This window comes from Caballeronia sp. BCC1704, assembly GCF_902833455.1.
GTDB lineage: Bacteria > Pseudomonadota > Gammaproteobacteria > Burkholderiales > Burkholderiaceae > Caballeronia.
Window position 1 is genome coordinate 494644 of sequence record NZ_CADFFT010000003.1, and the last position, 24441, is coordinate 519084.

General features: G+C 63.9%; 19 protein-coding genes and 1 riboswitch. Of the genes, 11 read left to right on the forward strand and 8 right to left on the reverse strand.

From position 1 onward, the window contains the following. Positions 1 to 91: 91 nt before the first annotated feature. From hydA to HWX53_RS17840, 5 genes are all read right to left on the reverse strand, one after another. Entirely contained in the window at positions 92 to 1555 is a 1464-nt protein-coding gene (gene hydA, locus HWX53_RS17820) for a dihydropyrimidinase (RefSeq protein WP_175943240.1), read from the reverse strand. A gap of 20 nt (positions 1556 to 1575) precedes the next feature. Next, entirely contained in the window at positions 1576 to 3063 is a 1488-nt protein-coding gene (locus HWX53_RS17825) for an NCS1 family nucleobase:cation symporter-1 (RefSeq protein WP_175943242.1), read from the reverse strand. An 88-nt stretch (positions 3064 to 3151) separates the two neighbouring features. Beyond that, positions 3152 to 4438 (reverse strand): NAD-dependent dihydropyrimidine dehydrogenase subunit PreA, encoded by a 1287-nt coding sequence (preA, locus tag HWX53_RS17830; RefSeq protein ID WP_175943244.1) that lies wholly within the window; start codon positions 4436 to 4438, stop codon positions 3152 to 3154. A 20-nt stretch (positions 4439 to 4458) separates the two neighbouring features. Then, the gene (locus tag HWX53_RS17835) at positions 4459 to 5793 is read right to left on the reverse strand and encodes an NAD(P)-dependent oxidoreductase (RefSeq protein WP_175943246.1); all 1335 of its coding nucleotides are present in this window, start codon (positions 5791 to 5793) and stop codon (positions 4459 to 4461) included. Between the two features lie 85 nt (positions 5794 to 5878). Continuing rightward, on the reverse strand, positions 5879 to 7159 hold the full coding sequence (locus HWX53_RS17840) for a Zn-dependent hydrolase (RefSeq protein WP_175943249.1): 1281 nt from the start codon (positions 7157 to 7159) through the stop codon (positions 5879 to 5881). Positions 7160 to 7539: 380 nt separating this feature from the next. Here HWX53_RS17840 and HWX53_RS17845 point away from each other — a divergent pair, with 380 nt between their 5' ends. Further along, on the forward strand, positions 7540 to 8253 hold the full coding sequence (locus HWX53_RS17845) for a TetR/AcrR family transcriptional regulator (protein WP_175943251.1): 714 nt from the start codon (positions 7540 to 7542) through the stop codon (positions 8251 to 8253). Between the two features lie 25 nt (positions 8254 to 8278). On the opposite strand, the gene HWX53_RS27710 is transcribed toward HWX53_RS17845, so the two are convergent. Then, the gene (locus HWX53_RS27710) at positions 8279 to 8899 is read right to left on the reverse strand and encodes a hypothetical protein (protein ID WP_244140171.1); all 621 of its coding nucleotides are present in this window, start codon (positions 8897 to 8899) and stop codon (positions 8279 to 8281) included. Then, positions 8887 to 9399, reverse strand: a complete 513-nt coding sequence (locus HWX53_RS27715) for a hypothetical protein (protein WP_244140172.1) — start codon at positions 9397 to 9399, stop codon at positions 8887 to 8889. The genes HWX53_RS27710 and HWX53_RS27715 overlap by 13 nt, the downstream gene beginning before the upstream one ends. 357 nt (positions 9400 to 9756) lie before the next feature. Between HWX53_RS27715 and HWX53_RS17855 the strand changes: the two genes are divergently transcribed. The 9 genes from HWX53_RS17855 (at position 9757) to atzF (ending at position 22428) form a co-directional block, all read left to right on the forward strand. Next, a complete protein-coding gene (locus HWX53_RS17855) occupies positions 9757 to 10785 on the forward strand; it encodes an SGNH/GDSL hydrolase family protein (protein WP_175943253.1) in 1029 nt (342 codons plus the stop codon). Positions 10786 to 10877: 92 nt separating this feature from the next. Further along, positions 10878 to 12173 (forward strand): divalent metal cation transporter, encoded by a 1296-nt coding sequence (locus HWX53_RS17860; RefSeq protein ID WP_175943256.1) that lies wholly within the window; start codon positions 10878 to 10880, stop codon positions 12171 to 12173. Positions 12174 to 12600: 427 nt separating this feature from the next. Beyond that, positions 12601 to 12697: riboswitch (guanidine-I (ykkC/yxkD leader) on the forward strand. A gap of 58 nt (positions 12698 to 12755) precedes the next feature. Beyond that, the gene (locus HWX53_RS17865) at positions 12756 to 13826 is read left to right on the forward strand and encodes a putative urea ABC transporter substrate-binding protein (RefSeq protein WP_175943258.1); all 1071 of its coding nucleotides are present in this window, start codon (positions 12756 to 12758) and stop codon (positions 13824 to 13826) included. 31 nt (positions 13827 to 13857) lie between these two features. Further along, positions 13858 to 14673 (forward strand): ABC transporter permease subunit, encoded by an 816-nt coding sequence (locus HWX53_RS17870; protein WP_175943260.1) that lies wholly within the window; start codon positions 13858 to 13860, stop codon positions 14671 to 14673. After that, positions 14670 to 15476 (forward strand): ABC transporter ATP-binding protein, encoded by an 807-nt coding sequence (locus tag HWX53_RS17875; protein ID WP_175943262.1) that lies wholly within the window; start codon positions 14670 to 14672, stop codon positions 15474 to 15476. The genes HWX53_RS17870 and HWX53_RS17875 overlap by 4 nt, the downstream gene beginning before the upstream one ends. Then, on the forward strand, positions 15473 to 16177 hold the full coding sequence (locus HWX53_RS17880; protein WP_175943264.1) for an urea amidolyase associated protein UAAP1: 705 nt from the start codon (positions 15473 to 15475) through the stop codon (positions 16175 to 16177). Before HWX53_RS17875 ends, HWX53_RS17880 begins: the two co-directional genes overlap by 4 nt. Before the next feature lie 14 nt (positions 16178 to 16191). Further along, a complete protein-coding gene (locus tag HWX53_RS17885) occupies positions 16192 to 16833 on the forward strand; it encodes an urea amidolyase associated protein UAAP2 (RefSeq protein ID WP_175943266.1) in 642 nt (213 codons plus the stop codon). Positions 16834 to 17005: 172 nt separating this feature from the next. Continuing rightward, the gene (gene uca / locus HWX53_RS17890) at positions 17006 to 20605 is read left to right on the forward strand and encodes an urea carboxylase (protein WP_175943268.1); all 3600 of its coding nucleotides are present in this window, start codon (positions 17006 to 17008) and stop codon (positions 20603 to 20605) included. Between the two features lie 17 nt (positions 20606 to 20622). After that, positions 20623 to 22428, forward strand: a complete 1806-nt coding sequence (atzF, locus tag HWX53_RS17895) for an allophanate hydrolase (protein WP_175943270.1) — start codon at positions 20623 to 20625, stop codon at positions 22426 to 22428. Between the two features lie 225 nt (positions 22429 to 22653). On the opposite strand, the gene HWX53_RS17900 is transcribed toward atzF, so the two are convergent. Continuing rightward, complete coding sequence (locus HWX53_RS17900; protein WP_175943272.1) at positions 22654 to 23775, reverse strand: AraC family transcriptional regulator; 1122 nt, start codon at positions 23773 to 23775, stop codon at positions 22654 to 22656. Positions 23776 to 23937: 162 nt separating this feature from the next. Here HWX53_RS17900 and HWX53_RS17905 point away from each other — a divergent pair, with 162 nt between their 5' ends. Further along, on the forward strand, positions 23938 to 24372 hold the full coding sequence (locus HWX53_RS17905) for a GFA family protein (RefSeq protein WP_175943274.1): 435 nt from the start codon (positions 23938 to 23940) through the stop codon (positions 24370 to 24372). The last annotated feature ends 69 nt before the right edge of the window (positions 24373 to 24441 follow it).

Below are 24441 nucleotides of genomic sequence, written 5' to 3' on the forward strand. Positions count from 1 at the left end.
GTTCATCGTCGGCGGCTCCGACGTCAAGCTTCCTGATATCGCAACGAAGCCCCGCGCATTCCAGCGCAGGGCTTCTTTCATCGCGCTGGACTCAAGCCGTCTCGGCACGCTCCACCGGATGCGGTTCCTTCAACCTGTTCGCCACGCGCGCGGCTTCGAAATACGATGCGTTCGGCGGACGCTTCAGGTATTGCCCCGCGCCGCGCACCGCGCGCAGATCGCCATCGGTCCAGGCAAGCGCGCCGCGCGTGAGCGTGTGTGTCGCCACGCCCTGCACCGTCATGCCCTCGAAGACATTGAAGTCCACTTGCTGATGATGCGTCTTCACGGAGATAGTGCGCGACGCCTGCGGATCCCAGACGACCAGGTCCGCATCGGCGCCGACCTGCACCGCGCCCTTGCGCGGATACAGATTGAAGATCTGCGCCGCGTTCGTCGACGTGACGCGCACGAACTCGTTCGGCGTGAGACGCCCCATGTTCACGCCGTGATGCCACAGCACGGCCATGCGATCTTCCACGCCGCCGCAGCCGTTCGGAATCTTGGTGAAGTCTTCGCGTCCCATCGCTTTCTGCGACGCGCAGAAGACGCAGTGATCCGTCGCCGTCGTATGCAACTGGCCCGATTGCAGCCCGCGCCACAGCGCCTCGCGATGCTCGCTCGTGCGAAACGGCGGACTCATCACGTGCGCGGCGGCGCGCGTCCAGTCGGGATCGCGGTACACGGATTCATCGATCACGAGATGGCCCGGCAGCACTTCGCCGAACACGCGCAGGCCGTCGTTGCGGGCCTTCGCGATGACATCGACCGCATCTTTCGCCGACACATGCACGATGTAAAGCGGCACGCCCAGCACCTGTGCAATGCGGATCGCGCGATTGGCCGCCTCGCCCTCCACTTCAGGCGGACGCGAGAGCGGATGCGCCTCCGGTCCCTTGAAGCCCTTCGCAAGCAACTGCTTCTGCAACTGGAACACGAGTTCGCCGTTCTCCGCATGCACGGTCGGCAGCGCACCCAGTTCCAGCGAGCGCGTGAAGCTGTTCACGAGCACTTCGTCGTCGGCCATGATCGCGTTCTTGTAGGCCATGAAGTGCTTGAAGCTCGACACGCCGTGTTCGTGCACGAGCAGGCCCATGTCGCGATGCACGGACTCGTCCCACCACGTCACGGCAACATGAAACCCGTAATCCGCCGATGCCTTCTCTGCCCAGCCGCGCCATTCCCTGAACGCGTCCATGAGCGGCTGTTTGGGGCTCGGGATCACGAAGTCGATGATGCTCGTCGTGCCGCCCGACAATCCCGCCGCGGTGCCGCTATAGAAGTCGTCGCTGGCGGTCGTGCCCATGAACGGCAGTTCCATGTGCGTATGCGGATCGATGCCGCCGGGCATCACGTACTGGCCGCCTGCATCGACGATCTGCGTGTCGGCGGGAACATCGAGGTCCTGGCCGATGGCGAGTATCGTGCCGCCCGCCTGCGGATCGGCGCACAGCACATCGGCGCGATAGCTGCGGTCCGCGTCGATAACCGTGCCGCCGCGAATGAGAATAGGCATGTGTCGTCCTCCGTTGATGTTCAAGCGCTCAGCATGTCGGCACGCGGGCTGCCGCGCAGTTTCATCCACGATCCATACACGAGCGCGGCCAGCACGAGGCCGACGAACCACGCATACGTGTAGACCGTGTTGAAGAACGCGGGCACGTTGGGAAAGGAAGCGGGGAATGCGGTATGCAGGAATCCGGGCAGATTCGGCAATACGCCGATGAGTAGCGCGACGACCGCGGCGATGTTCCAGCCGCCCTGGTACGAGTACTCGCCGTCTTCCTCGAAGAGTTCGCGATGATCGAGCCGCGTGCCGCGAATAAAGAAGTAATCGACCATCATGATGCCCGCCACCGGCCCGAGCAGCGCCGAGTAGCCGACGAGCCACGTGAAGATATAGCCCTGCGTGGTGGCGAGAATCTTCCACGGCATCATGACGATGGCGATGGTCGCCGTAATCATGCCGCCCGCGCGATAAGAGATGCCCTTCGGCCACAGGCTCGAAAAGTCATAAGCAGGCCCCACGAGGTTGGCCGCGAGATTGCAGCACATGGTATCGAGCGTGAGAATGACGAGCGCGACGCCCACGCCGATGCCCGTCATGCGGCTCGTGAGATCGATCGGGTCCCAGATGGCCTTGCCGTAGATCACTACGGTCGCGGACGTCACGACAACGGAGATGACGGAGAGCAGCGCCATCGGCAGCGGCAGGCCGATCGATTGTCCGATCATCTGGTCGAGCTGCGTGCGTGCGAAGCGCGTGAAGTCGGGAATGTTGAGCGCGAGCGTCGCCCAGAAGCCGACCATGGCGGTGAGGCCGGGCCAGAACGTCGCCCAGAACAGGCCCTCCTTCTTGCCGCCGGCGACGAACTGCGACGGCGCGGAGAGCATCGAACCGATGCCGCCCGCCTTGGAAGTCGCCCACCACACGAGCGCCACGCACATCACCACCTTGATCGGCGCGGACCAGCTTTCGAGCCAGCGAATCGAATCCGTCCCATGCCAGATGAAGTAGAGCTGCAAGGCCCAGAACAGCAGAAAGCAGCCGAGTTGCCCGACGGAAATGTCGATCAGCGGCAACGCCGCGCCGTGCAGCGCGTTACCCGTGAGGATGTTCAGCAGCGTATAGATCGCGCTGCCGCCCAGCCACGTCTGAATGCCGTACCAGCCGCACGCGACGATCGCGCGCAAGAGCGCCGGCAGCTTCGCGCCCTGCGTGCCGAAAGACGAACGCACGAGCACCGCGTACGGAATGCCGTGCTTCGCGCCGGCATGGCCGATCAGAAGCATCGGCACCAGCACGATCACGTTGCCGAGCAGCACGGTCATCACGGCCTGCCACGGCGACATGCCCTGATCGGTAAGCCCCGCCGCCAGCATGTACGACGCGATGTTCATCACCATGCCGACCCACAACGCCGCGAAGTGATACCACTTCCACGTGCGTTGCGCCGGGCCGGTCGGCGCCAGATCGTCGTTGTAAAGGCTGCTCGCTTCGACGTTACGCGCTGTCTGATTCATTGGATGCACTCCGCTTAAGTGTTCGCCGCGCCATCGCATCTGCGCGCGATGTGCGCGGCGGGGGTCAATGACGAGCGCTGCGTGTGATTCAGGCCGCTTTCGCGGGCTCCTCGACGTTCTCGCGAGCCGGATTGTTCGGATGCGTGGTCCAGTTCGCGTATTCGCCTGCATCGACGCGTTCCATCGTGATGCACTGCTCGACGGGACAGACGTGCATGCACAGATTGCAGCCGACGCATTGCGCATCCACCACTTCGAAATGACGCTTGCCGTCCTTCTCCTTCAGGATCGCCTGATGCGACGTGTCCTCGCACGCGATATGACACAGTCCGCACTTGATGCACTTGTCCTGATCGATGCGCGCCTTGATGTCGTACTTGAGATTGAGGTACTTCCAGTCGGTGACGTTCTGCACGGCGCGGCCGCGAATGTCGTCGAGGCTCGCGTAGCCCTTCTCGTCCATCCAGTTCGAGAGGCCATCGGCAAGATCACTGACGATGCGAAAGCCATAGTGCATCGCCGCCGTGCACACCTGCACGCTGCCTGCGCCGAGCACCATGAACTCGGCCGCGTCCCGCCACGACGAAATGCCGCCGATGCCCGAGATCGGCAGATCGGGAGTCTCGGGATCGCGCGCGATTTCCGCGACCATGTTGAGCGCGATCGGCTTCACGGCCGGTCCGCAATAGCCGCCGTGCGTGCCCTTGCCGTCGACGGTCGGCATGGGCGCCATCTGGTCGAGGTCGACGGCGACGATCGAGTTGATCGTGTTGATGAGCGACACGCCGTCCGCGCCGCCTTTGAACGCGGCGCGTGAGCCCATGCGAATGTCGCTGATGTTGGGCGTGAGCTTGACGAGGCACGGCAGCCTGGTGCCTTCCTTGACCCAGCGCGTCACCATCTCCACGTACTCGGGAACCTGTCCCACGGCTGCGCCCATTCCGCGCTCGCTCATGCCGTGCGGGCAGCCGAAGTTGAGTTCGACTGCGTCCGCGCCGATGTCCTCCACTTGCGTCAGGATCCACTTCCAGTCTTTCTCGTTGCACGGAACCATCAATGAAACGATCAATGCGCGATCAGGCCAGTCGCGCTTCACTTGCTCGATCTCGCGCAGGTTCACGTCGAGCGGCCGATCGGTGATCAACTCGATGTTGTTGAGCCCCGCGATGCGCTGCCCGTTCCATTGCACCGCGCCGTAGCGCGAGCTCACGTTGACCACATGCGGATCGAGCCCGAGCGTCTTCCACACGACGCCGCCCCAGCCCGCCTCGAACGCACGGTTGACGTTGTACGCTTTGTCGGTAGGCGGCGCCGAAGCCAGCCAGAAAGGATTCGGCGACGAGATGCCGGCGATGTTGCAGCGAAGATCGGCCATGTTCGTGTCTCCTCTACGAATCAGGCGGCTTTGATTGCAGTCAGCTCGAACGACGCGTCGATCGACGCGGCCGCGAGCTTGCCGTCCTGCACGGCCTGCACGGTGAGATCGAGCCCTTCGTGAGTGGCGCAATCGCCGCCCGCCCATACTTTGGCGAGCGTCGTTTGCCGATTATCGTCGGTCACGATGCGCCCGCCGTCGAGCGTCAGCAGTTCGCGCCCGATGCCCACGGGCACGAGCGTCTGACCGATCGCCTTCAGGACCATGTCGGCTTCGAACACGAAGCGCTCGGCGTCGCGTTGAAATTCGACGCCTGTCACCTGACCGTTCTCGCCGATCAGACGCACCGGCTGCGCATGCGTGACGATGTACACGCCGTGGGTCTGCGCGAACTCGCGCTCGGCCCATGTCGCGCTCATGTTTTCGACACCGCGCCGGTACGCCATCGTCACGCTCGTCGCGCCGAGCTTGCGGCTTTGCACGCACGCATCGACGGCCGTGTTGCCGCCGCCGATCACGACCACCCGACGGCCGACCGGCACGCTCGCGAGGTCATCGGCCTGACGCACCTGCTCGATGAAATCGACCGCGTTCATCACGCCGTTCAGCGACTCGCCTTCGAGCGCCAATTCACGCACGCCTGCGAGCCCCAACGCGATAAACACCGCGTCATATTGCTTGCGCAACTCGTCGAGCGTGAAGTCGCGTCCGAGCGCCTGACCGGTCCGGATCTCGATGCCGCCTATCGAATGAAGCCACTCGATCTCGCGCTGCGCGTAGTCGTCGACCGTCTTGTAGGCCGCGATGCCGAACTCGTTGAGACCGCCCGGCTTGTTGCGCGCATCGAAGATCACGGCGCGATGGCCCGCCAGCGCCAGTCGATAGGCGCACGCGAGCCCCGCCGGTCCCGCGCCGATAATCGCAATGCGCCTTCCGGTTTCCGGCGCGCGGCTGAACAACGCAACGTCATTCGACATCGCCCAGTCGGTCGCGTGACGTTGCAATGCGCCGATCTGCACGGGCTCGTCGCCCGGATGATTGCGCACGCAACTTCCTTCGCAGAGGATCTCGGTCGGACACACGCGCGCACACATGCCGCCGAGCGGATTGGCCGAGAGAATGTCGGAGGCCGCGCCCTTCAGATTGCCGTTGCCGATTTTGCGAATAAAGCCCGGTATGTCGATGCGCGTTGGACACGCTTGCACGCATGGCGCGTCATAGCAGTAGTGGCAGCGGCTTGAAGCAGCGGCCGCAGCGGTCGCGTCGAGCAGCGGCGCGACGTCCGAGAATTCGCACGCGAGACGCTCGTGCGTCTGTCGATGACTCGCGATATCGCCGATGGTCTTCATGGTCATGCGCGTTCCTTGTCGAAGGCGTGACGGTGCCTTCCGTCCGCAAGAAAGCGGACGGCCGGAAGTAATCAACGAGAAAAGGCGCGGCTCAGGGAGCCGGTTCTGATGCGCGTTCGAGCATGGCGTGCAGCAACACGTTCGCGCCTGCTTCGATCCACTCCTCTGTGGCGTCTTCTATTTCGTTATGGCTGATTCCGTCGACGCACGGCACGAACACCATCGATGTAGGCGCGACCTGCGCGAGATAGCACGCATCATGGCCCGCGCCCGAGACCATATCGCGGTGCGAGTAGCCGAAGCGTTGCGCCGCCGCGCGCACCGATGCCACGCAGGCCGCATCGAACTTGACGGGTTCGTAGTAGAAGATCTGTTCGAGCTCGGTTTGCAGGCCGATTTCGCCCGCGATGCGCGCGACGCCTTCGCGCAGCGCGGCATCCATGCGCGCGAGCACGGCATCGTCAGGATGACGGAAATCGACGGTGAAGAACACGCGGCCGGGAATCACATTGCGCGAGTTCGGATGCACCTGCATCATGCCGACCGTCGCGCACGCGAGCGGCGCATGGTCGAGGCCGATGCGGTTGACGAGATCGACCACGCGCGACGCGCCGAGCAGCGCGTCCTTGCGGCGCGGCATCGGCGTGGGGCCGGCATGCGCTTCCTGTCCCGTCAGCGTGATTTCATACCAGCGCTGGCCCTGCGCATCGGTGACGACGCCGATCGTCTTGTCTTCGGCTTCGAGGATCGGCCCTTGTTCGATATGCAGTTCGAACGCCGCGTGCAGCTTGCGGCCGCCGCACGGAACATCGCCCGCATAGCCGATACGCTCGAGTTCCTCGCCGATGGTCTTACCGTCGACGTCCTTGCGCGACAGCCCGTACTCCAGCGAGAAAACGCCCGCGAACACGCCGGATGCGACCATTGCGGGCGCGAAACGCGAGCCTTCTTCGTTGGTCCAGATGACGACTTCGATCGGATGTTCGGTCTCGATACCGCGATCGTTCAGCGTGCGAATCACTTCGAGCCCGCCGAGCACGCCATAGATGCCGTCGAAACGGCCGCCCGTAGGCTGCGAGTCGGCATGCGAGCCTGTCACGACCGGCAATGCATCGAGATTGCGGCCCGCCCGTCGCATGAACACGTTGCCCATCTGATCGACGTGCACCGTGCAGCCCTCGGCCTTCGCCCAACTAACGATGAGATCGCGGCCTTCGCGATCGAGATCGGTGAGCGCGAGGCGGCATACGCCGCCCTTCGGCGTCGCGCCGATCTTGGCCATCGTCATCAGGCTTTCCCACAACCGCGCGCCGTTGACGCGGATGGACGTATCGAGACCGGCCTCTGTGACTGCATCCGTTAGGACGTTCATGCGCCTCGCTCCTGACGATGTGATTTCGTGTGTGAGTGACCTCGGTTCGTGCGTGCGGGTGCGCTTGCAGTGCGTTCGGGCACCCGTGCTGTGCACGTCTCTTCGTTCTGCGATGGGCGTTGCAAAGAGCGCGCTTTCCGGTGACCGGTGCGCGCTTCAAATCCTGTCCGGTTGGACAGGTTTTAGCCGATTAAAATAAGCAAATCAACGTATTTCGTGTGCGGGCAAACACGGAGCGGGAAAAGCGATAACCATGCCATTGCATCGCAGCATCCATCCATGCATGCGGGGTTTGCCGATGCTTTCGTCGCGATGCAGCGCGGCGTGCGCCAACGGCGCGAATCAGGCACGATGCACGACAGACGGCAAAGAGCGCGACGATGAGACACGACGAAGCCACCAACAGCATCACCGCGAACGAAGACGCGCCGCCGCCCTTGCGGCGACGCCGCGCGCAGATTCGCGAAAGCAACGAAGTGCATCTGCTCGCCTGTGCGGAAGCGGTGTTTGCCGAGAAAGGATTAGAAGGCGCGAGCACGGCGATGATCGCCGAGCGCGCCGGCTTGCCGAAGGCCAATCTGCATTACTACTTCCCGACGAAGCTCGCGCTCTATCGCCGCGTGCTGGAAGACATATTCGAGGACTGGCATCGCGCGGCGGATACGTTCGAGTGCAGCGACGACCCGGTGGAAGCGATCGGCGGTTATGTGCGCGCGAAAATGGAGTTGTCGAGAAGACGACCGCTCGGCTCGAAAGTGTGGGCGAGCGAAATCATTCACGGCGCGCACCACATGCAGGACATCCTCAGCGAGCGCGTGAAGCCGTGGCTGGATACGCGTGTGACGGTTATCGAAAGCTGGATCGCGCGCGGCCTGCTCGCGCCGGTCGAAGCCGATACGTTCATGTTCATGATCTGGGCGATCACGCAGCATTACGCCGACTTCGATGCGCAGATTCGCGCGCTCAAAGGCAAGCGCGCGCTCACGCAGAAAGCCTTCGACGAACAGACGGAAGAAGTCGTGCGGCTCGTCATTCGCGCGTGCGGGGCAGTGTCGCCGCGGTCCGTGGAGACACTGCCAGCAGCGCATGCATGATCACAACGCGCTGGTCGCTGGTCGACTACGGTCGTCCGGTCACGCGTTGCACCATCGCGTATAGCACGGACAACTGCGCGCCACTCTTGAGCGCGTAGTTGGGATCGTACTGATTGGAGTAGCCCCACCAGTCGAAGCATGCGTTAGGGTTCGTCGGCCCCGGCGCGGACGACGCCACTGTGTCGGGATAGATGACGACCAGCTTGTTCGTGTCGGCCCACTCGTTGATGCCTGCTTCGGTGACCCAACGGTTTCCGATGAGCGACGCCTGTTGCAAGCAACCATGAAGCGCCAGCACCAATCCGCATTGCTGCCCCTGCGCGCAGGCTTTCGGGACAAAGACGCTGCCCGTCGAACTCATCGAGAGGTTCGGCGACGCCCCGAACTCGGTCTGATCGAAGGTAAGCAGCGAGCCTGACAGCTTGCCACCGTTGCGCGGCTTCAGCGGGCCGATGAACATGGTCAGCCAGGTTTTCACCGAGTCGTAGGTCGCTCCGTTGGCCGAGCAACGCACCATGTACGGGCTCCCGCTCGTGCCGCAGGCAAGCTCACCGTCGGGCGATTCCCAGCCGTGCGCAGCGGGAAACGCGTTGTCGAAGTGAATCTTCGCGCCGTAATGCTGGTACTCGGATCTCAGGTCGGCCATCTCCAGCGGATTGACCACCTCGTCTGCGTGCCGGACCAGAGGTAGACGGGTTGTCCGCGCAAATTCGTCGACGCGTCGATCGTGCCGAGGGCCGATTGCGCGTCGAGATAAGTTTCCGAAGCGACGAGCGTACTGTTATACGAAGCCTGATTCGTCGGAAGCGTCAAGCCACCGCAGTTCGCGAGCGCTGCCGCAGCGCCGCCTAAGCCCGCGCACCGGTACACGCCGCCGGCATAGATGGCGGCCCCTTTGAACGTCGCGGAGTGGGCCACGTGCATTTGCACCGCAGCAAAGCCGCCCGATGAGATGCCCGCGACGAAGACCTTCGACGGGTCGATCGTGTAGCGTTGGAGCCTGACGGTCGCGGCTTGTTGAGATTCGCCGTTCAGCGCGGCGTTATCGATGGCGGACGAAGCGCTGACGTGCGCCGACGCTTTAGCGACAGCCGAATCCGTAACCGCCGATTCTCCGCCCCCGCACGCGGCGATGCAGAAAGCCAAGCTGATTGCCGACGCACACCGAACGCCTGCGGAGATAGCGCGCATCGTCGTCCCCTGCCGAGTGGAAGAAATGTCAAACGCTTGTCGATACATGCATTGAAAACCGCTCACACGCTGCGAGCGATCACAACGGCTCTGTGCTCAAGGCCCGCCGAGCAACAACTGCGCCCGATGGCGCGGGAGCGGTCAACCGGTTTCTTTGACCCGCACCGCAAACGCCGAAGACTGACGCTGCCTGTCCACGCCCGGCTTGCATCAACTTTGCTCTATCTCGTCGGACGGATACTGCTGACTGCATGCGTAGCACGCCATTTGGCGCGCGAAGCCGCAGCCCATAACGAGGACACGGACGAGCCAATGCTCCAGCCAACCATTTACCCGATGATGCGAAAGACAATTTCTACCTTACTTCTTGCACTGCTTACGTCATGCGGCGGCGGCGGCGGCGACAACTCGACGAGCGCGACAACCACCAGTCCGGCAGGCGGCGTCAAATTGCAGGTCGTGGCATTCGGCGACAGTCTGTCGGATGTCGGCACCTATGCCCCGATAGCCAGCGCGGTGGGCGGCGGACGGTTCACGACGAATCCGGGCCAGGTCTGGTCGCAAGATGTCGCTCAGTACTATGGCGACACGCTGACTGCGGCCTATGTCGTCGATCCCGGCCATCAACTGAAGGCGCAAAGCGGTCTCGGCTACGCGCAGGGCGGATCGACCGTCGCGACGCCCGCCAATCAGGAGCAGTTCCTCACCGATTTGATCGGCGACATCGAGATGCCGGTGAATCAGCAGATCTCGAGCTATCTGTCGGCGCATAAGAGCTTCAATTCGAATCAGCTAGTGCTGGTCTGGGCGGGCTCGAATGACGTGCTTCGTGCAGGCTCGCCGCCCGCCGCCGACCAGACCGTGCAGACGGCGGCGACGACGCTCGCCGGGCTGGTCGGGCAGATAGTCGGGGCCGGCGCGACCCATGTCGTCGTGGTCAACGTGCCTAATGTCGGGCTGGCACCGGACGGTATTCAGCAGGCCGATGGCGGCGGCAACCTGTCGAGGCTCTCGCAACTGTTCAATTCGACGCTGCTTACCGCTTTGCAGGCCAACAACCTGCAAAGCAAGGTTATTCTCGTCGATGCCTATACATGGACCACGCAGACCATCCAGAACTATCAGGCGAACGGGTTCACGGTATCCAACACCGCGCAGGCATGCGATCCGTCCAGGACGCCGCGCAACACTTCGCTCTTGTGCTCGCCGTCCACGTACGTCGCCGCGAACGCCGACCAGACTTACATGTTCGCTGACTACCTGCATCCGACGACGCGCATGCACGCGCTATTTGCGCAATACGTGGAGAAACAGATCGCCGGGAGCGGACTCGGGCGTTGAGTCAACGGGACGCTCCGCGAGCCACATCTTCGTTCCATACTTGCTGGGAACGGTTCATGCGGTGGCGCGATGCAAACGCCCGCGAGTGTCCCATGTTCATTCCTCATAACAAGCCGGCAACGAACAGCGACAAGCGAGGCAGCGCGCGCCGCGCGCATTCATGGTCGGCGCACCTCGGACCCGGACTCGTCACGATTGCGTCGGACAACGATCCCAGCGGCATAGCCACATACACGCTCGCCGGCGCGTGGTATGGCTTCGACCAGCTTTGGGTGTGCGTGTTCTCGTACCCGTCGACCGTCGCATTGCAGCTTATCTCGGCGCGCGTCGCCGCGATCACGGGGCGCGGCCTGACTGCGAACATGCGCAAGCACGACTGGCCTCCGTTCTTTTACTTCGCCGTCGCGCGCTTCCTGATTGCGAATACGTTGAACATTGCCGTCGATGTGCTCGCCATGGGCGCCGCACTGCGCGCATTGACCGGTGGGTCCCTTGTCTGGCTGACCGTGCTGTCAGGATGCGCGGCGCTCGTCCTGCAATGGACCGTCGCTTATGCACGCTACGCGAAGATACTCAAATGGCTGACACTCGCGATGTTCGCGTATGCCGGCGTCCTCGTACTCGTCGATGTGCCCTGGCCTACAGTCGCAAGGCGTCTCTTCATTCCGCATGTGGTTTGGTCGGAACACTATGTGACGACGTTGATCGCCGTGTTGGGCACGACGGTCAGCCCCTACCTGATGTTCGCGCAAGCCGAACAGGAAGCGCGCGACATCGAGAAGAGCGAGGTGTCGCGGCGGCAGGCACTGGATCGAAAGATGGGCGGCGTGCGACGCGAGGTACTGGTCAGAACCTTGCTGTCCAATGCGGTCTCGGTCTGCGTGATGATCGCGGCGGCCGCGACGCTGCATCTCATGCAGTCGACGCCTCCCGGCGAGTTCGTGCAACTCGATCGCGTACTGGAGCCGCTCGCGCATGGTCATGCGGGGCACGTGCTCGCGCTCGCGCTGCTCGGGTCGGCCCTTCTTGCGCTTGCGCCGCTGGCGGGCTCGGCTGCACAGGCGGCGGCGAGTTCATTCAACTGGGAAAGCGGCGAGCGTCGCGATACCCGCATCGCGTGGCTGCTCGCCGGGACCATCGTGCTCGGCATAGCGGTCGCCGTCGCGCTGACCTTCTGGCATGTCGAGCCTGCGCGAGCGCTCTATTGGAGCGCGGTGCTCAACGGCATGACGGTGACTCCGGTTCTTGTTCTGCTGGTCTTGCTCAGTTCGAGCCGAGAAGCCGTGGGCGATCTCGCTGCGCACTGGACTTTACGCGCGCTTAGCTGGCTCGCGGCGCTGGCAACCGCAGCCGCGCTTGTCGCGCATTCGGTGCTCGAGTTTCTTTGACGACAAGAGATTGCAGTTCATGGAGACCGACCAGGACCGAGCTTAGAAGGCATCTATCGCTTACCGCATTAACTGACGCGGTCGATGTTGAAGGCAAAGACGCGCTAGCCGCAGCGCCGATGCATCCATCGAAGCCCTATTCGCAGCATCGAGAAAATAGGTCCGCGCCGAGTCGCCGCACAGCCGCGCTCGTAGTCAACGCAGACCGCGGAAGCCGGTGACCCTCCCTTGGCCCCCGTTGCGGTGCAAGGAACGAAAGCTCGCCCGAAACCCGTGCATCGCGATGCGTTCCAGTGCAGCGCATCACCCGAACCGGGCATTCCTCCCCCTTCATACGCCGCACATGCTTGATTCTCCGCCCTTGGCACGCTTCCCGCTTTAACCGTTGTGCAAGGAGCCGGCGCGTCATCCGGTTCACAGACAATCTGAAATGGACGGCTAGGGTTCCGGTCTGCTCGCAGACGCTGGTCCGAGAGCTGTCGACCTCGAACAAGGTTACACGGCGGGACAAAAGCCCGGGAGAGAACGCGATGTTTGCGCTGCTCCCTGCCGTCGCCAACCGTCTCCTCCGAGGTCAACCTCATGCGCAAGCTCGTCCGCTGTCTCGGCATCGCCGCCGTTTCCCTCGTCACGCTCGCCTCGAGCGCCGCGTTCGCCGCGCCCCGCAACGACTTCAAGGTGTGCTGGACCATCTATGCCGGCTGGATGCCGTGGGGTCAGGCCAAGACTCAAGGCATCGTGTCGAAGTGGGCGAAGAAGTACGGCATCAACGTCGATGTCGTGCAGCTGAACGACTACGTCGAGTCCATCAATCAATACACGGCCGGCAAGTTCGATGGCTGCGCCATGACCAACATGGATGCGCTCACCATTCCGGCCGCGGGCGGCGTCGATTCAACCGCGCTCATCGTGAGCGACTACTCCAACGGCAACGACGGCGTGCTCATGAAGGGCAAAGGCAAGCAGATCGCCGATCTGAAGGGCCAGCAAGTCAACCTCGTGCAGTTCTCCGTGTCGCACTATCTGCTCGCACGCGCGCTCGACAGCGCCCACATGAGCGAGCGCGAGCTCAAGGTCGTCAATACATCCGATGCCGATATCTCAGGCGCATTCGCGACGCCGGCCGTTCACAACGCGGTGACATGGAACCCGATGCTCGCCGATCTCAAGGCACAGCCGAACGTCACCGAAGTCTTCGATTCCAGCAAGATTCCCGGCGAGATCATGGACATGATGGTCGTCAACACGAAGACGCTGCAGGAAAACCCGGCGCTCGGCAAGGCGCTGACCGGCGCATGGTTCGAGATGGTCGCGCTCATGCACGGCAACTCCGCCGAGACCACGAACGCGCTCACCGCAATGGCGAAGTCTTCCGGCACCGATCTCGCCAACTTCAAAGGACAGTTGTCCACCACTGCACTCTTCTACACGCCGAAAGCCGCGCTTGATTTCGTCACGAGCCCGGACATGCCGAAGATCATGACGCGCGTCGCGAAGTTCTCGTTCGATCACGGCCTGCTCGGTCAGGACGCAAAGAGCGCGGACGCGGTGGGCATGGCGTTCGACAAGGGCGTCGTGATCGGCAACAAGAGCAACGTCAAGCTGCGCTTCGATCCGACCTATGTCGAGATGGCGGCAGCGGGCAAGCTCTGATCATCTTCGAGTCTTCAAGGAGGCGGTCACCATGCGACTCATCAATCGACATCCGAGCAGGACAGGCGGCCTGATGCTGCTGCTGTTGCCGTTCGTCGTGCTCTTTGCGGTCTATTTCACCGGATCGTCGATGCGGCTTTCGGTCAATCCCGACGACAAGCTGTTGCCGAGCGCGGCGCAAATGAGCGATGCCGTGAAGTCGGTCGCCTTCACCGAGGACAAGCGCACGGGCGAATATCTGTTGTGGGCCGACACGCTGTCGAGCTTGCGGCGTCTTGGCATCGGCCTCGTGGTGAGCGCGGCGATCGCGCTCGTGGTAGCCATCGCGACGGGCTCGTTCCCGCTCGTCAGCGCGACGCTCTCGCCGTTCATCACGGTGATTTCGATGGTGCCGCCGCTTGCCGTGTTGCCGATCCTTTTCATCGTGTTCGGGCTCGACGAGTTGTCGAAGGTCGTGCTGATCGTCGTCGGCATCACGCCGATGATCATTCGCGACCTGCATGCGCGCACAAGCGAGATTCCCGCCGAGTTGTGGGTCAAGGCGCAGACGCTCGGCGCGAGCAGCTGGACGCTGGTTCTGCGGCTCGTGCTGCCTCAACTGCTGCCGCGCTTGCTGGTGGCGCTGCGTCTTTCGCTCGGCGCCGCGTGGCTGTTTCTGATCGCGGCGGAAGCGATCGCGTCCACCGACGGCCTCGGCTACCGCATCTTTCTCGTGCGCCGCTATCTGTCGATGGATCTGATTCTGCCGTACGTCGCGTGGATCACACTGCTCGCGTGGCTCACCGACGAGCTGCTTCGACGCATCACGCAATGGTGCTTCCCGTGGTACGGCGGGAGCGCGCGATGATCGAAGTCCGCAACGTATGGAAGGAATACGGCGATCAGGTCGTGCTGGAACGCCTGAATCTCACCATCAAGGAAGGCGAGTTCTGCTCGATGGTCGGCGCCTCGGGCTGCGGCAAGTCGACGTTTCTGCGGCTGCTGCTCGGCCAGGAACGCCCGACGCGCGGCGAAATTCTGCTGGATGGCGCGCCGCTTCCGGGCGAGCCGGACGCGCATCGCGGCGTCGTGTTTCAACGCTATTCCGTGTTCGATCATCTTGACGCGCTGCATAACGTGATGCTCGGTCTCGAACTGCCGCGCGCGAAGCTCACGGGCCGACTGTTCGGCACGCAGCGCCGCGCCGCGCGCGACGAAGCGGCCGCGATGCTCGAACGCGTGGGCCTTGGCGCGGCACTCAACAAATATCCGCAGCAGCTTTCGGGCGGCATGCAGCAACGGCTCGCCATCGCGCAGGCGCTAATGATGAAGCCGCGCGTGCTGTTGCTCGACGAGCCGTTCGGCGCGCTCGATCCGGGCATACGCAAGGACATGCACGCGCTTTTGTCCGAGCTATGGCGCGAATCGAAGCTCACCATCTTCATGGTCACGCACGACCTGAAAGAAGGCTTCACGCTGGGCAGCCGCGTGCTCGTGTTCGACAAGGTTCGCGTGGACCCGCAAGCGCCCGGCGCGTACGGCGCGCGCATCACGTACAACATTCCGCTCGATCGCACCCGCGACTCCGCCTCGGCCGTTCATATCGCGCAGGCGGCAATGCAAGGTGCTTCGGACAACGAACTGGTTTCACTGGAGGGAATTCGTTCATGACATTGTTGCTCGAAGAAACCGTCCCCGGAGGCGGGCATACGTCGCTCATCGTGAAACGCGGACAGTCGCTGCGCGTGACGGACCTGCGCGGCGGCGCGAACGTCAGCGTGATGATGGTGAACGCATCCGAGAAAAGCGAACGGCTGAACCTGCCGGATTCGCTGAAGTGCCAGCACACCGCGAAGCTCACGGCGGGCCATTGCCTCTACTCCGACATGGGGCGCGTGCTGGCCGCGATCGTCGCGGATACCTGCGGCTGGCACGACAGCATCGGCGGCGTATCGAACGCAGAGGAAGTGACCGAGCGATACGGCGTCGGCCGCTATCAGGAACTGCGCAACGCGTTCTATCGCAACGGCACGGACAACCTGCTCGTCGAGATGGGCAAGTGGGGCCTCGGCATCTCCGATCTGATGATGACGCTCAATCTCTTCAGCCGCGTGGATGTCACCGACGAAGGCACGCTGCGCTTCGTGCCCGGCAACTCGAAGGCGGGCGACTACGTGGAGCTTTACGCGCCGATGAACACGCTCGTCGTGCTCACGGCCATCCAGCATCCGCTCGACCCGAACCCCGAGTACTCGCCGAAGCCCGTCAGGCTCGAACTGAGCACGGCGCAACCCGACGTCGCCGAACTCTGCCGCACCGCGTGCGACGAGAACGTACGCGGCTTCATCAACACCGAACGCTTCTTTCTGTGAGCACGGACCCACTCATGACCAGCACGCTTACCGTCAGCGACAAACATCCCGAAAGCGCGGTGTATCGCGAAACCCTCGCCGCGGGCGAGCCCTGGCTGCACGAGGTAAAGGCCGGGCAGACGCTGCGCATCGTCGATCTGGAAGGCAATCAGGCCGTGGATACGCTCTTCTACAGCCTCGCCGATCCGCGCGAACGGTTCGATCCGCAACGCACGCTGCGTCGCCAGCAGAGCCTTTATCTGACGTCCGGCTCGGTGCTGTATTCGAACCTCGGCAACCCGATGTTGACTATCGTCGCCGATACGTGCGGCCGTCACGACACGCTCGGCGGCGCGTGCGCGCAGGAAAGCAATACGGTGCGCTACGCGCTCGAAAAGCGCTACATGCATAGCTGCCGCGATAACTTCCTGCGTGCCTGCGCGCACGACGGGCGGCTTTCGAAGCGCGACATCGGCGCGAACGTCAACTTCTTCATGAACGTGCCGGTGACTTCGCAAGGCGGCCTGACGTTCGAAGACGGCATTTCCGCGCCGGGCAAGTACGTGGAATTGCGCGCGGAAATGGACGTGATCGTGCTCATTTCCAACTGCCCGCAATTGAACAACCCGTGCAATGCCTATAACCCGACGCCCGCGGAGCTTCTGATATGGAACTGAAGCGCATCCGTAGCTTCATCTATCACATCATGCTCGTTCGCTCCGGACGATGCCTTACGCGTACGCGCGACGAACTCACGCAGGCGCATCGCTGAACGCGCGCCGGCCGTGGACGACCACGGCTCGCCATTCTCACGGCGGGACGGCCCGCCTCCGAATCAAGACTGCCTCCATGTTCGAGAAGATACTCATTGCCAACCGTGGCGCCATTGCGTGCCGCATTCTTCGAACGTTGCGCGAACTGAATGTCACCGGCGTCGCCGTCTATGCCGAAGCCGACCGCGCGAGCCGTCACGTCAGCGAAGCACCCATCGCTCATGCGCTCGGCGACGGCCCCGCCGCCGTGACGTATCTCGACACCGCGAAGATTCTGGAGGTCGCGCGTCGCGAAGGCGTGCAGGCGATTCATCCGGGCTATGGCTTTCTGTCGGAGAACGCGGCGTTCGGCGAAGCATGCGAAGCGGCGGGCATCGCGTTTATCGGACCGACGCCCGCGCAGTTACGCGCCTTCGGCCTCAAGCACACGGCGCGCGAAATCGCCGCAAGTCAGGGCGTGCCGATGCTCGAGGGCACGGGACTGCTCGAAGGCGTGGCGGCGGCGCTGGAAGCGGCGCAGGCCATCGGCTATCCGGTGATGCTGAAGAGCACCGCGGGCGGCGGCGGAATCGGCATGCGCGTGTGCTGGAACGCCGACGAGCTCGCGACGCATTTCGATGCGGTGAAGCGCCTCGGCGAGAACAACTTCAGCGATGCAGGCGTGTTTCTGGAGAAGTACATCGAGCGGGCGCGGCATCTCGAAGTGCAGGTGTTCGGCGACGGCCTCGGCGACGCCATCGCGCTCGGCGTGCGCGACTGCTCGGTGCAGCGTCGCAATCAGAAAGTGCTCGAAGAAACGCCCGCGCCGTGCCTGCCCGAAGGCATATCCGACGCACTCTGCGACGCCGCCGTGAAGCTCGCGAAGGCCGTCGATTACCGCTCGGCCGGCACGGTCGAATTCGTGTACGACAGCGCGGCGCGCCAGTTCTATTTCCTCGAAGTGAATACGCGGCTTCAGGTGGAACATGGCGTCACCGAGCAGGTCTGGGGCGTCGATCTCGTGCGCTGGATGATCGAGCTCGCGGCCGGAACGCTCGCGCCGCTGAAGGAACTCGCCGCTGGCCTCGCGCCGCGCGGTCACGCGATACAGGCGCGGCTCTACGCCGAAGACCCGGGACGCGATTTCAAGCCGAGTCCGGGCCTGCTCACGGATGTAGCGTTCCCGCCAGCCGATGGCCGCGCGCTGCGCATCGATACCTGGATCGAAGCGGGATGCGAGGTGCCGCCCTACTTCGACCCGATGCTCGCGAAAATCATCGCGTGGTCGCCGACGCGCGACGAAGCCCGCCACGCGCTCGACGCGGCGCTCGACGAGACGCGCATCTACGGCGTCGAAACGAACCGCGACTATCTTCGCCAGATCGTGCAGGACACGCCGTTCGCTTCGGGCGAACCGTGGACCCGCTGCCTCGAAGCGCTCGCCTATCGCGCGACGACGGTGGAAGTCGTGAACGGCGGCACGCAGACGACCGTGCAGGACCATCCCGGGCGGCTCGGTTATTGGGCGGTCGGCATTCCGCCGTCGGGACCGATGGACGACCGCGCGATGCGGCTCGGCAACCGGCTGCTCGGCAATGCGGCGGATGCCGCCGCGCTCGAAATCACGATGAGCGGCCCGACGCTGCGCTTCAACACGGACGCGGTCGTCGCCATCACGGGCGCGCAGATTCCCGTACATCTGAACGATGTCGAACAGCCGCTGAACACGAGCATCCACGTTCCGGCGGGCGCCACGCTCGCGCTCGGCACGATACGCGGCGCGGGCGCGCGCGCTTATCTGTGCGTGCGCGGCGGGCTCGACGTCGCGTCGTATCTCGGCAGCCGCAGCACGTTCACGCTCGGCCAGTTCGGAGGACACGGCGGCCGCGCGCTGCGCGCGGGCGACGTGCTGCATCTTTATCCGCTCGCGGATAAGCACGCGGGCGCGGCGCTTTCCAACGTGCCGCCGCTCGACAGCGTGCGGACCATTCGCGTGATTTACGGACCGCACGGCGCGCCCGAATACTTCACCGCGCCGTATATCGAGCGGTTCTTCGACACCGAGTGGGAGATTCACTTCAACTCCAGCCGCACCGGCGTCCGCCTGATCGGGCCGAAACCCGAATGGGCGCGCGAGGACGGCGGCGAAGCAGGACTGCATCCGTCGAACATTCACGACAACCCGTATGCGGTCGGCGCGATCGACTTCACCGGCGACATGCCGGTGATTCTTGGCCCCGATGGCCCGAGCCTCGGCGGTTTCGTGTGTCCGGTGACGATCATTGAAGCGGACCTGTGGCACATCGGCCAGTTGAAGGCGGGCGACAAGGTGCGATTCGTGCCGGTCGATATCGACGCAGCACGCGAAGCCGCGCGCCAGCGCCGCCACGAGCTCGACACGCTGACGATCGCGCCGAACGCTCTGCCCGAGCGGACCGCGCCGCTGACCTCGCCCATCGTTCTGGATACGGGCTCGGACCGTGAAAGGCTCGTTGCGCGCGTTTCCGGCGACACGCATCTGCTGCTTGAAATCGGGCCGGCGGAACTCGATCTAGTCTCCCGCTTTCGCGGTCATGCGCTGATGCAGGCGCTTCAAGCGCAGGCGCTCGCGGGCGTCATCGACCTCACGCCGGGCATTCGCTCGCTGCAAGTTCATTACCGGCCCGACGATCTGCCGCTTGCCCGCCTGCTCGCGATCGTCGCCGAGGCGTGGGAGCAGGTGCTCTTGCAACGGGATTTGCGCGTGCCGTCGCGCGTGGTTCATCTGCCGCTTTCGTGGGACGATCCGGCGTGCCGGCTCGCCATCGAAAAGTACATGACCACCGTGCGCAAGGATGCGCCGTGGTGCCCGAGCAATCTGGAGTTCATCCGCCGCATCAACGATCTCGATTCCATCGATGCGGTGAAGCGCGTCGTCTTCGACGCGAGCTATCTCGTGATGGGCCTGGGCGATGTGTATCTCGGCGCGCCCGTCGCGACGCCGCTCGATCCGCGTCACCGGCTCGTGACGACGAAGTACAACCCGGCGCGTACGTGGACGGCGGAGAACTCCGTCGGTATCGGCGGCGCGTATCTGTGCGTGTACGGCATGGAAGGGCCGGGCGGCTATCAGTTCGTCGGCCGCACGCTCCAGATGTGGAACCGCTATCGCAAGGTCGCGGACTTCGCGGGGCAGCACTTCCTGCTGCGCTTCTTCGATCAGATCCGCTTCTACGAAGTCCCGGCGGACGAGCTGCTTCGCATTCGCGCGGACTTTCCGCTGGGCCGCTATCCGTTGCGCATCGAGCAAACGGAGTTGTCGTTGCCGGACTATCAGGCGTTTCTCGCGAAGGAATCCGCGAGCATCGACGCTTTCCGCTCGCGGCAACAGGCGGCGTTCAACGCGGAGCGCGAACGCTGGCGCGAAGCGGGCGCGACCGAGGACACGCTCGATGCGCCGGCCGTCGAAGAAGCGCAGTTCGCCGCGCTCGAAGACGGCGAAGTCGCCGTGGACAGCGAGATCGCGGGCAGCCTCTGGCAAGTGAAGGTAGCGACCGGCGACGCAGTATCCGCCGGCGACGTGCTGCTCGTCATCGAATCGATGAAGATGGAAATCGCCGTTTGCGCACCTTGCGCGGGCAAGGTCGGCCCGATTCATGTCGCGCCGGGCTCGCCCGTGCGCGCGGGCCAGCGCGTCGCCGTCATCCAACGTCACTGAACACGGGACACACCACCATGCCGTCATTCGATCTGCGCCTATCCACGCTTCGGTCCGCGTATCGCGCGAAGACACTCACGCCGCGCGCGTTGATTGCGCAATTGCGCGACAAAGCCGCGACGCTGAATCCCGAGTTCAATCTTTTCATTTACCTGTTGAGCGAAGCGGAACTCGCCCCATACCTCGAACGGCTAGAAAGGCAGGACCCCGAAACGATGCCGCTCTACGGCATTCCGTTCGCGATCAAGGACAACATCGACCTCGCGGGCATACAGACGACAGCCGCCTGCCCTGCGTTCGCCTACACGCCATCGGAGTCGGCGACCGTCGTCGCGCGCCTGATCGAACTCGGCGCGATACCGCTTGGCAAGACCAATCTCGATCAGTTCGCGACCGGTCTCAACGGCACGCGCTCGCCGTACGGCAAGTGCCGCAACAGCGTGCGCCCGGATTATCCGTCGGGCGGATCGAGCGCGGGATCGTCACTCGCAGTCGCGCTCGGCGTGGCGAGCTTTGCGCTCGGCACGGACACGGCCGGTTCGGGCCGCGTGCCGGCCGCGCTGAACAATCTGGTCGGGCTCAAGCCAACGAAGGGCCTGCTCTCGATGGCCGGCGTCGTGCCCGCCTGCCGCACGCTGGACTGCGTGACCTACTTCACGGCCACGTCGGAAGAAGCGAGCGAACTGCTCGCGCTCACCGCGCAAGCGGACGCCCGCGATGCCTATAGCCGCAAGAATCCGCAGTGGAACACGACGCGTGCGTTCGGCGCGCCCGCCGCGTTTCGCTTCGGCGTGCCAGCGCAACTGGAATTCGCGGGATGCGCAGAAAGTCCCGCATTGTTCGATGAGGCTCGCGCGATGCTGGAAGCAGCCGGTGGCGAGGCCGTCGAAATCGACTTCGAGCCGTTCATCGAGGCGGCGCAGCTGCTTTATCAAGGTCCGTGGGTCGCGGAGCGCTACAGCGTGGTGCGTGACCTGATGCTTTCGCAGCCCGATGCGGTGCTGCCCGTGATTCGCGATGTGCTCGCGAAGGCGCCCGGCGCGACAGCTGTCGACCTGTTCCGCGCGCAGTACCGCTTGCAGGCGTTGAAGGCAATCTGCGATGCGTCGCTCGATTCGCTGGACTTCGTTCTGACGCCGACGTATCCGCGTCCCGTCACGCTCGCCGAACTGGAAGCTGATCCTATCGGACCGAACTCGCTGCTCGGTTACTACACCAACTTCATGAATCTGCTCGACTACGCCGCCGTCGCGACGCCGACCGCTTTCATGCAGAACGGTCTGCCGTGGGGCGTCACCGTCTTCGGCCGTGCGTTCACGGACCAGTACCTGTTGGGCGTCGCCGACTTGCTGCAACGCACGAGCGGCATCGCATGCGTCGGCGGCAACGTGATGTCGGCGGGCGAGCGAAGCATCGCCACGAACGATCGCGTTCGCATCGCGGTGTGCGGCGCGCATATGCAGGGCTTACCGCTCAACCGGGACCTGCTGGCGCGAGGCGCGCATCTCGTGCAGGCAACGCGCACCGCTGCATCGTATCGGCTCGCCGCGCTGCCGGCGTCGGCCGATGGAACGCGTCGGCCGGGCATGTGGCGCGTGGCGGAAAACGGCGTCGAGATCGCGGTGGAAGTGTGGGAGATGCCGTTCGCCGAACTCGGCTCGTTCATCGCGACCGTTCCCTCGCCGCTCGCCTTGGGCAAGGTCGAACTCGCGGACGGCTCGTGGGTAATCGGCTTTCTCTGCGAACCGTATGGCGTGCAATCGGGCACGGACATCTCCGCGTTCGGGGGATGGCGAGCGTGGCTTGCCGAACAGCGGCGATGACCGCGGCGGTCTTGCCGACCGTAGCCGTTCACCTCGGCCGGATCGGCATCGAGCTGCTGCGTCACAGCGAAGACATGCGCCGCGAATGCTTTGTTTGACGCGGTGGCACGCGCGGCCGTCGGAGAGCGGCCCGGCGCAAACGCATTGAGGCCCGTTTGCGCGCCGCTCATGCAAAAGCCGGCGGCAAGCAGGAGAACGGCGAGCGACGACGTTTTGCGCCGGACCTTACGCAGCGTCGTTGATCCGATGTTCGCGATGCGGTCCCACACCCGTTGGCACGGCGAATGACGCGCACGCTTCCTCGTCCGCTTCGGCACCGACGACGCTCGACGAGGCATCGCTACCCGCGCGGCCCTGACTGCGCCGCCAGCTTGCGGGCGGCATCCCGAACTGGCGCTTGAACGCGCGATTGAACGCCGCCTCCGATTCGTAGCCCACGCGTTCCGCCACTGCCGCAATCGGACGCGGCCCAGCGAGCAGATCTTGCGCGGCCACTTGCAAGCGCCAGCACGCGAGGTATTGCATCGGCGCCTGGCCGAGCAATTGCGTGAACCGCTGCGCAAGCGCGGAACGCGAGAGACCGACGCGGCGCGCGAGTTCATCGACGGTCCAGTCATGACCCGGTTGCGCGTGCAGCAACGCGAGCGCCTTGCCGACGAACCGGTCTTCGACGCCCGCGAGCCAGCCACGGCGATCCTCAGGCATCGAGGCGATGCAGCGTCGCACCGCTTCCACGAAGAGCAATTCCGACAGCCGCGCAAGCACGGTCGCGCTGCCGGGACGCCATTCGGCCGCCTCCGTCACCGCGAATCTCAGCGACGATTCGAGCCACGCGGATTGCGGATCGTTGCGCATGTCGATCTTGAAGAGACGCGGCAACGAAGAAAGCACTGGATTAACCAGCATATCCTCGCAAGCGAGAAAGCCGCAGACGATACGTGTGCAGCTCGCTTCCTTGCCCGCTTTCTTTCTCGCACCGTCTCCACCGACGCTTAGGCGCATCACGTCGCCGGGCGAGGTCGCGAGATATCTCGCCACGAGTTCCTCGGCGGGCGTCGGCTCCAGATCGAGCGAACTGCCCATCAGATGCGCCTCGCCTCTCGGCACCACGAGCAGTTCCCCCGCATCGACGCGAATGGCCGACGCGGGGTCGTCGGTCAACGCCGCCTTGCAGCTGCCTTCCAGAATGAGGTGATACGACACGACGCGCTCGGCGCGCGGCAGGAACGTCGCGCACATGGCGGGCGCAACCTGCCCGACCACGCACCACGGCGCCGTGAAATCGCCGTTCAGATACACGGCTCCGCTGAGACGCAGAAGACGAAGAACGTCGGAAAGCGCATCCATGGCCAGTCCCAAAGTTTCGGCGTCCCGCGCAAAACATCTGGACGCTCGGTCATTCAACGAAGCGGTCCGCGCGCCGATACTGGCATCCACGCGAAACACCACTGACGCAAGGTTAAGCCCAGTCGTAACGTTCGCCAACCCACACTAACGAGGGGTCTTCCGATGAATGACACAGCTACTTACCAAGGCAGTTGTTTTTGCGGCGCGGTGCAGTTCACGGTGAACGGGAAGCCTGAAGGCATGGGCTATTGCCATTGCGCGTCGTGCCGACGCTGGTCCGCGGGCCCCGTCAACGCGTTCACGCTCTGGAAGCCGGATGCGCTGCGCATCATTCGTGGCGCGGAACATATCGCCACTTACAACAATACTGAGCACAGCTATCGAAAATGGTGCACCAATTGCGGCGGGCATCTCTTTACCGAGCATCCGCATTGGGGGCTGACCGACGTCTATGCCGCCGTGATCGATGACTTCCCGTATGAACCAGGCCTGCATGTGCACTACATGGAATCGAAGCTGCCGATGAAGGACGGTCTGCCGAAGATGCAGGACTTGCCGAAGGAAATGGGCGGCTCAGGGTTGAGCGCCGCCGAATAGTTGGAGTCGTGCCGTAGTAATCCGCAAACAGGCAGCACGCGTGAGTGGTCTTGCGACGCTGCCATCTGA

Excerpts from the sequence above, each read along its gene's own strand:
- hydA (WP_175943240.1), bottom strand. The coding sequence starts at position 1,555 with ATGCCTATTCTCATTCGCGGCGGCACGGTTATCGACGCGGACCGCAGC.
- HWX53_RS17825 (WP_175943242.1), bottom strand. The coding sequence starts at position 3,063 with ATGAATCAGACAGCGCGTAACGTCGAAGCGAGCAGCCTTTACAACGAC.
- preA (WP_175943244.1), bottom strand. The coding sequence starts at position 4,438 with ATGGCCGATCTTCGCTGCAACATCGCCGGCATCTCGTCGCCGAATCCT.
- HWX53_RS17835 (WP_175943246.1), bottom strand. The coding sequence starts at position 5,793 with ATGACCATGAAGACCATCGGCGATATCGCGAGTCATCGACAGACGCAC.
- HWX53_RS17840 (WP_175943249.1), bottom strand. The coding sequence starts at position 7,159 with ATGAACGTCCTAACGGATGCAGTCACAGAGGCCGGTCTCGATACGTCC.
- HWX53_RS17845 (WP_175943251.1), top strand. The coding sequence starts at position 7,540 with ATGAGACACGACGAAGCCACCAACAGCATCACCGCGAACGAAGACGCG.
- HWX53_RS27710 (WP_244140171.1), bottom strand. The coding sequence starts at position 8,899 with ATGGCCGACCTGAGATCCGAGTACCAGCATTACGGCGCGAAGATTCAC.
- HWX53_RS17855 (WP_175943253.1), top strand. The coding sequence starts at position 9,757 with ATGCTCCAGCCAACCATTTACCCGATGATGCGAAAGACAATTTCTACC.
- HWX53_RS17860 (WP_175943256.1), top strand. The coding sequence starts at position 10,878 with ATGTTCATTCCTCATAACAAGCCGGCAACGAACAGCGACAAGCGAGGC.
- HWX53_RS17865 (WP_175943258.1), top strand. The coding sequence starts at position 12,756 with ATGCGCAAGCTCGTCCGCTGTCTCGGCATCGCCGCCGTTTCCCTCGTC.
- HWX53_RS17870 (WP_175943260.1), top strand. The coding sequence starts at position 13,858 with ATGCGACTCATCAATCGACATCCGAGCAGGACAGGCGGCCTGATGCTG.
- HWX53_RS17875 (WP_175943262.1), top strand. The coding sequence starts at position 14,670 with ATGATCGAAGTCCGCAACGTATGGAAGGAATACGGCGATCAGGTCGTG.
- HWX53_RS17880 (WP_175943264.1), top strand. The coding sequence starts at position 15,473 with ATGACATTGTTGCTCGAAGAAACCGTCCCCGGAGGCGGGCATACGTCG.
- HWX53_RS17885 (WP_175943266.1), top strand. The coding sequence starts at position 16,192 with ATGACCAGCACGCTTACCGTCAGCGACAAACATCCCGAAAGCGCGGTG.
- uca (WP_175943268.1), top strand. The coding sequence starts at position 17,006 with ATGTTCGAGAAGATACTCATTGCCAACCGTGGCGCCATTGCGTGCCGC.
- atzF (WP_175943270.1), top strand. The coding sequence starts at position 20,623 with ATGCCGTCATTCGATCTGCGCCTATCCACGCTTCGGTCCGCGTATCGC.
- HWX53_RS17900 (WP_175943272.1), bottom strand. The coding sequence starts at position 23,775 with ATGGATGCGCTTTCCGACGTTCTTCGTCTTCTGCGTCTCAGCGGAGCC.
- HWX53_RS17905 (WP_175943274.1), top strand. The coding sequence starts at position 23,938 with ATGAATGACACAGCTACTTACCAAGGCAGTTGTTTTTGCGGCGCGGTG.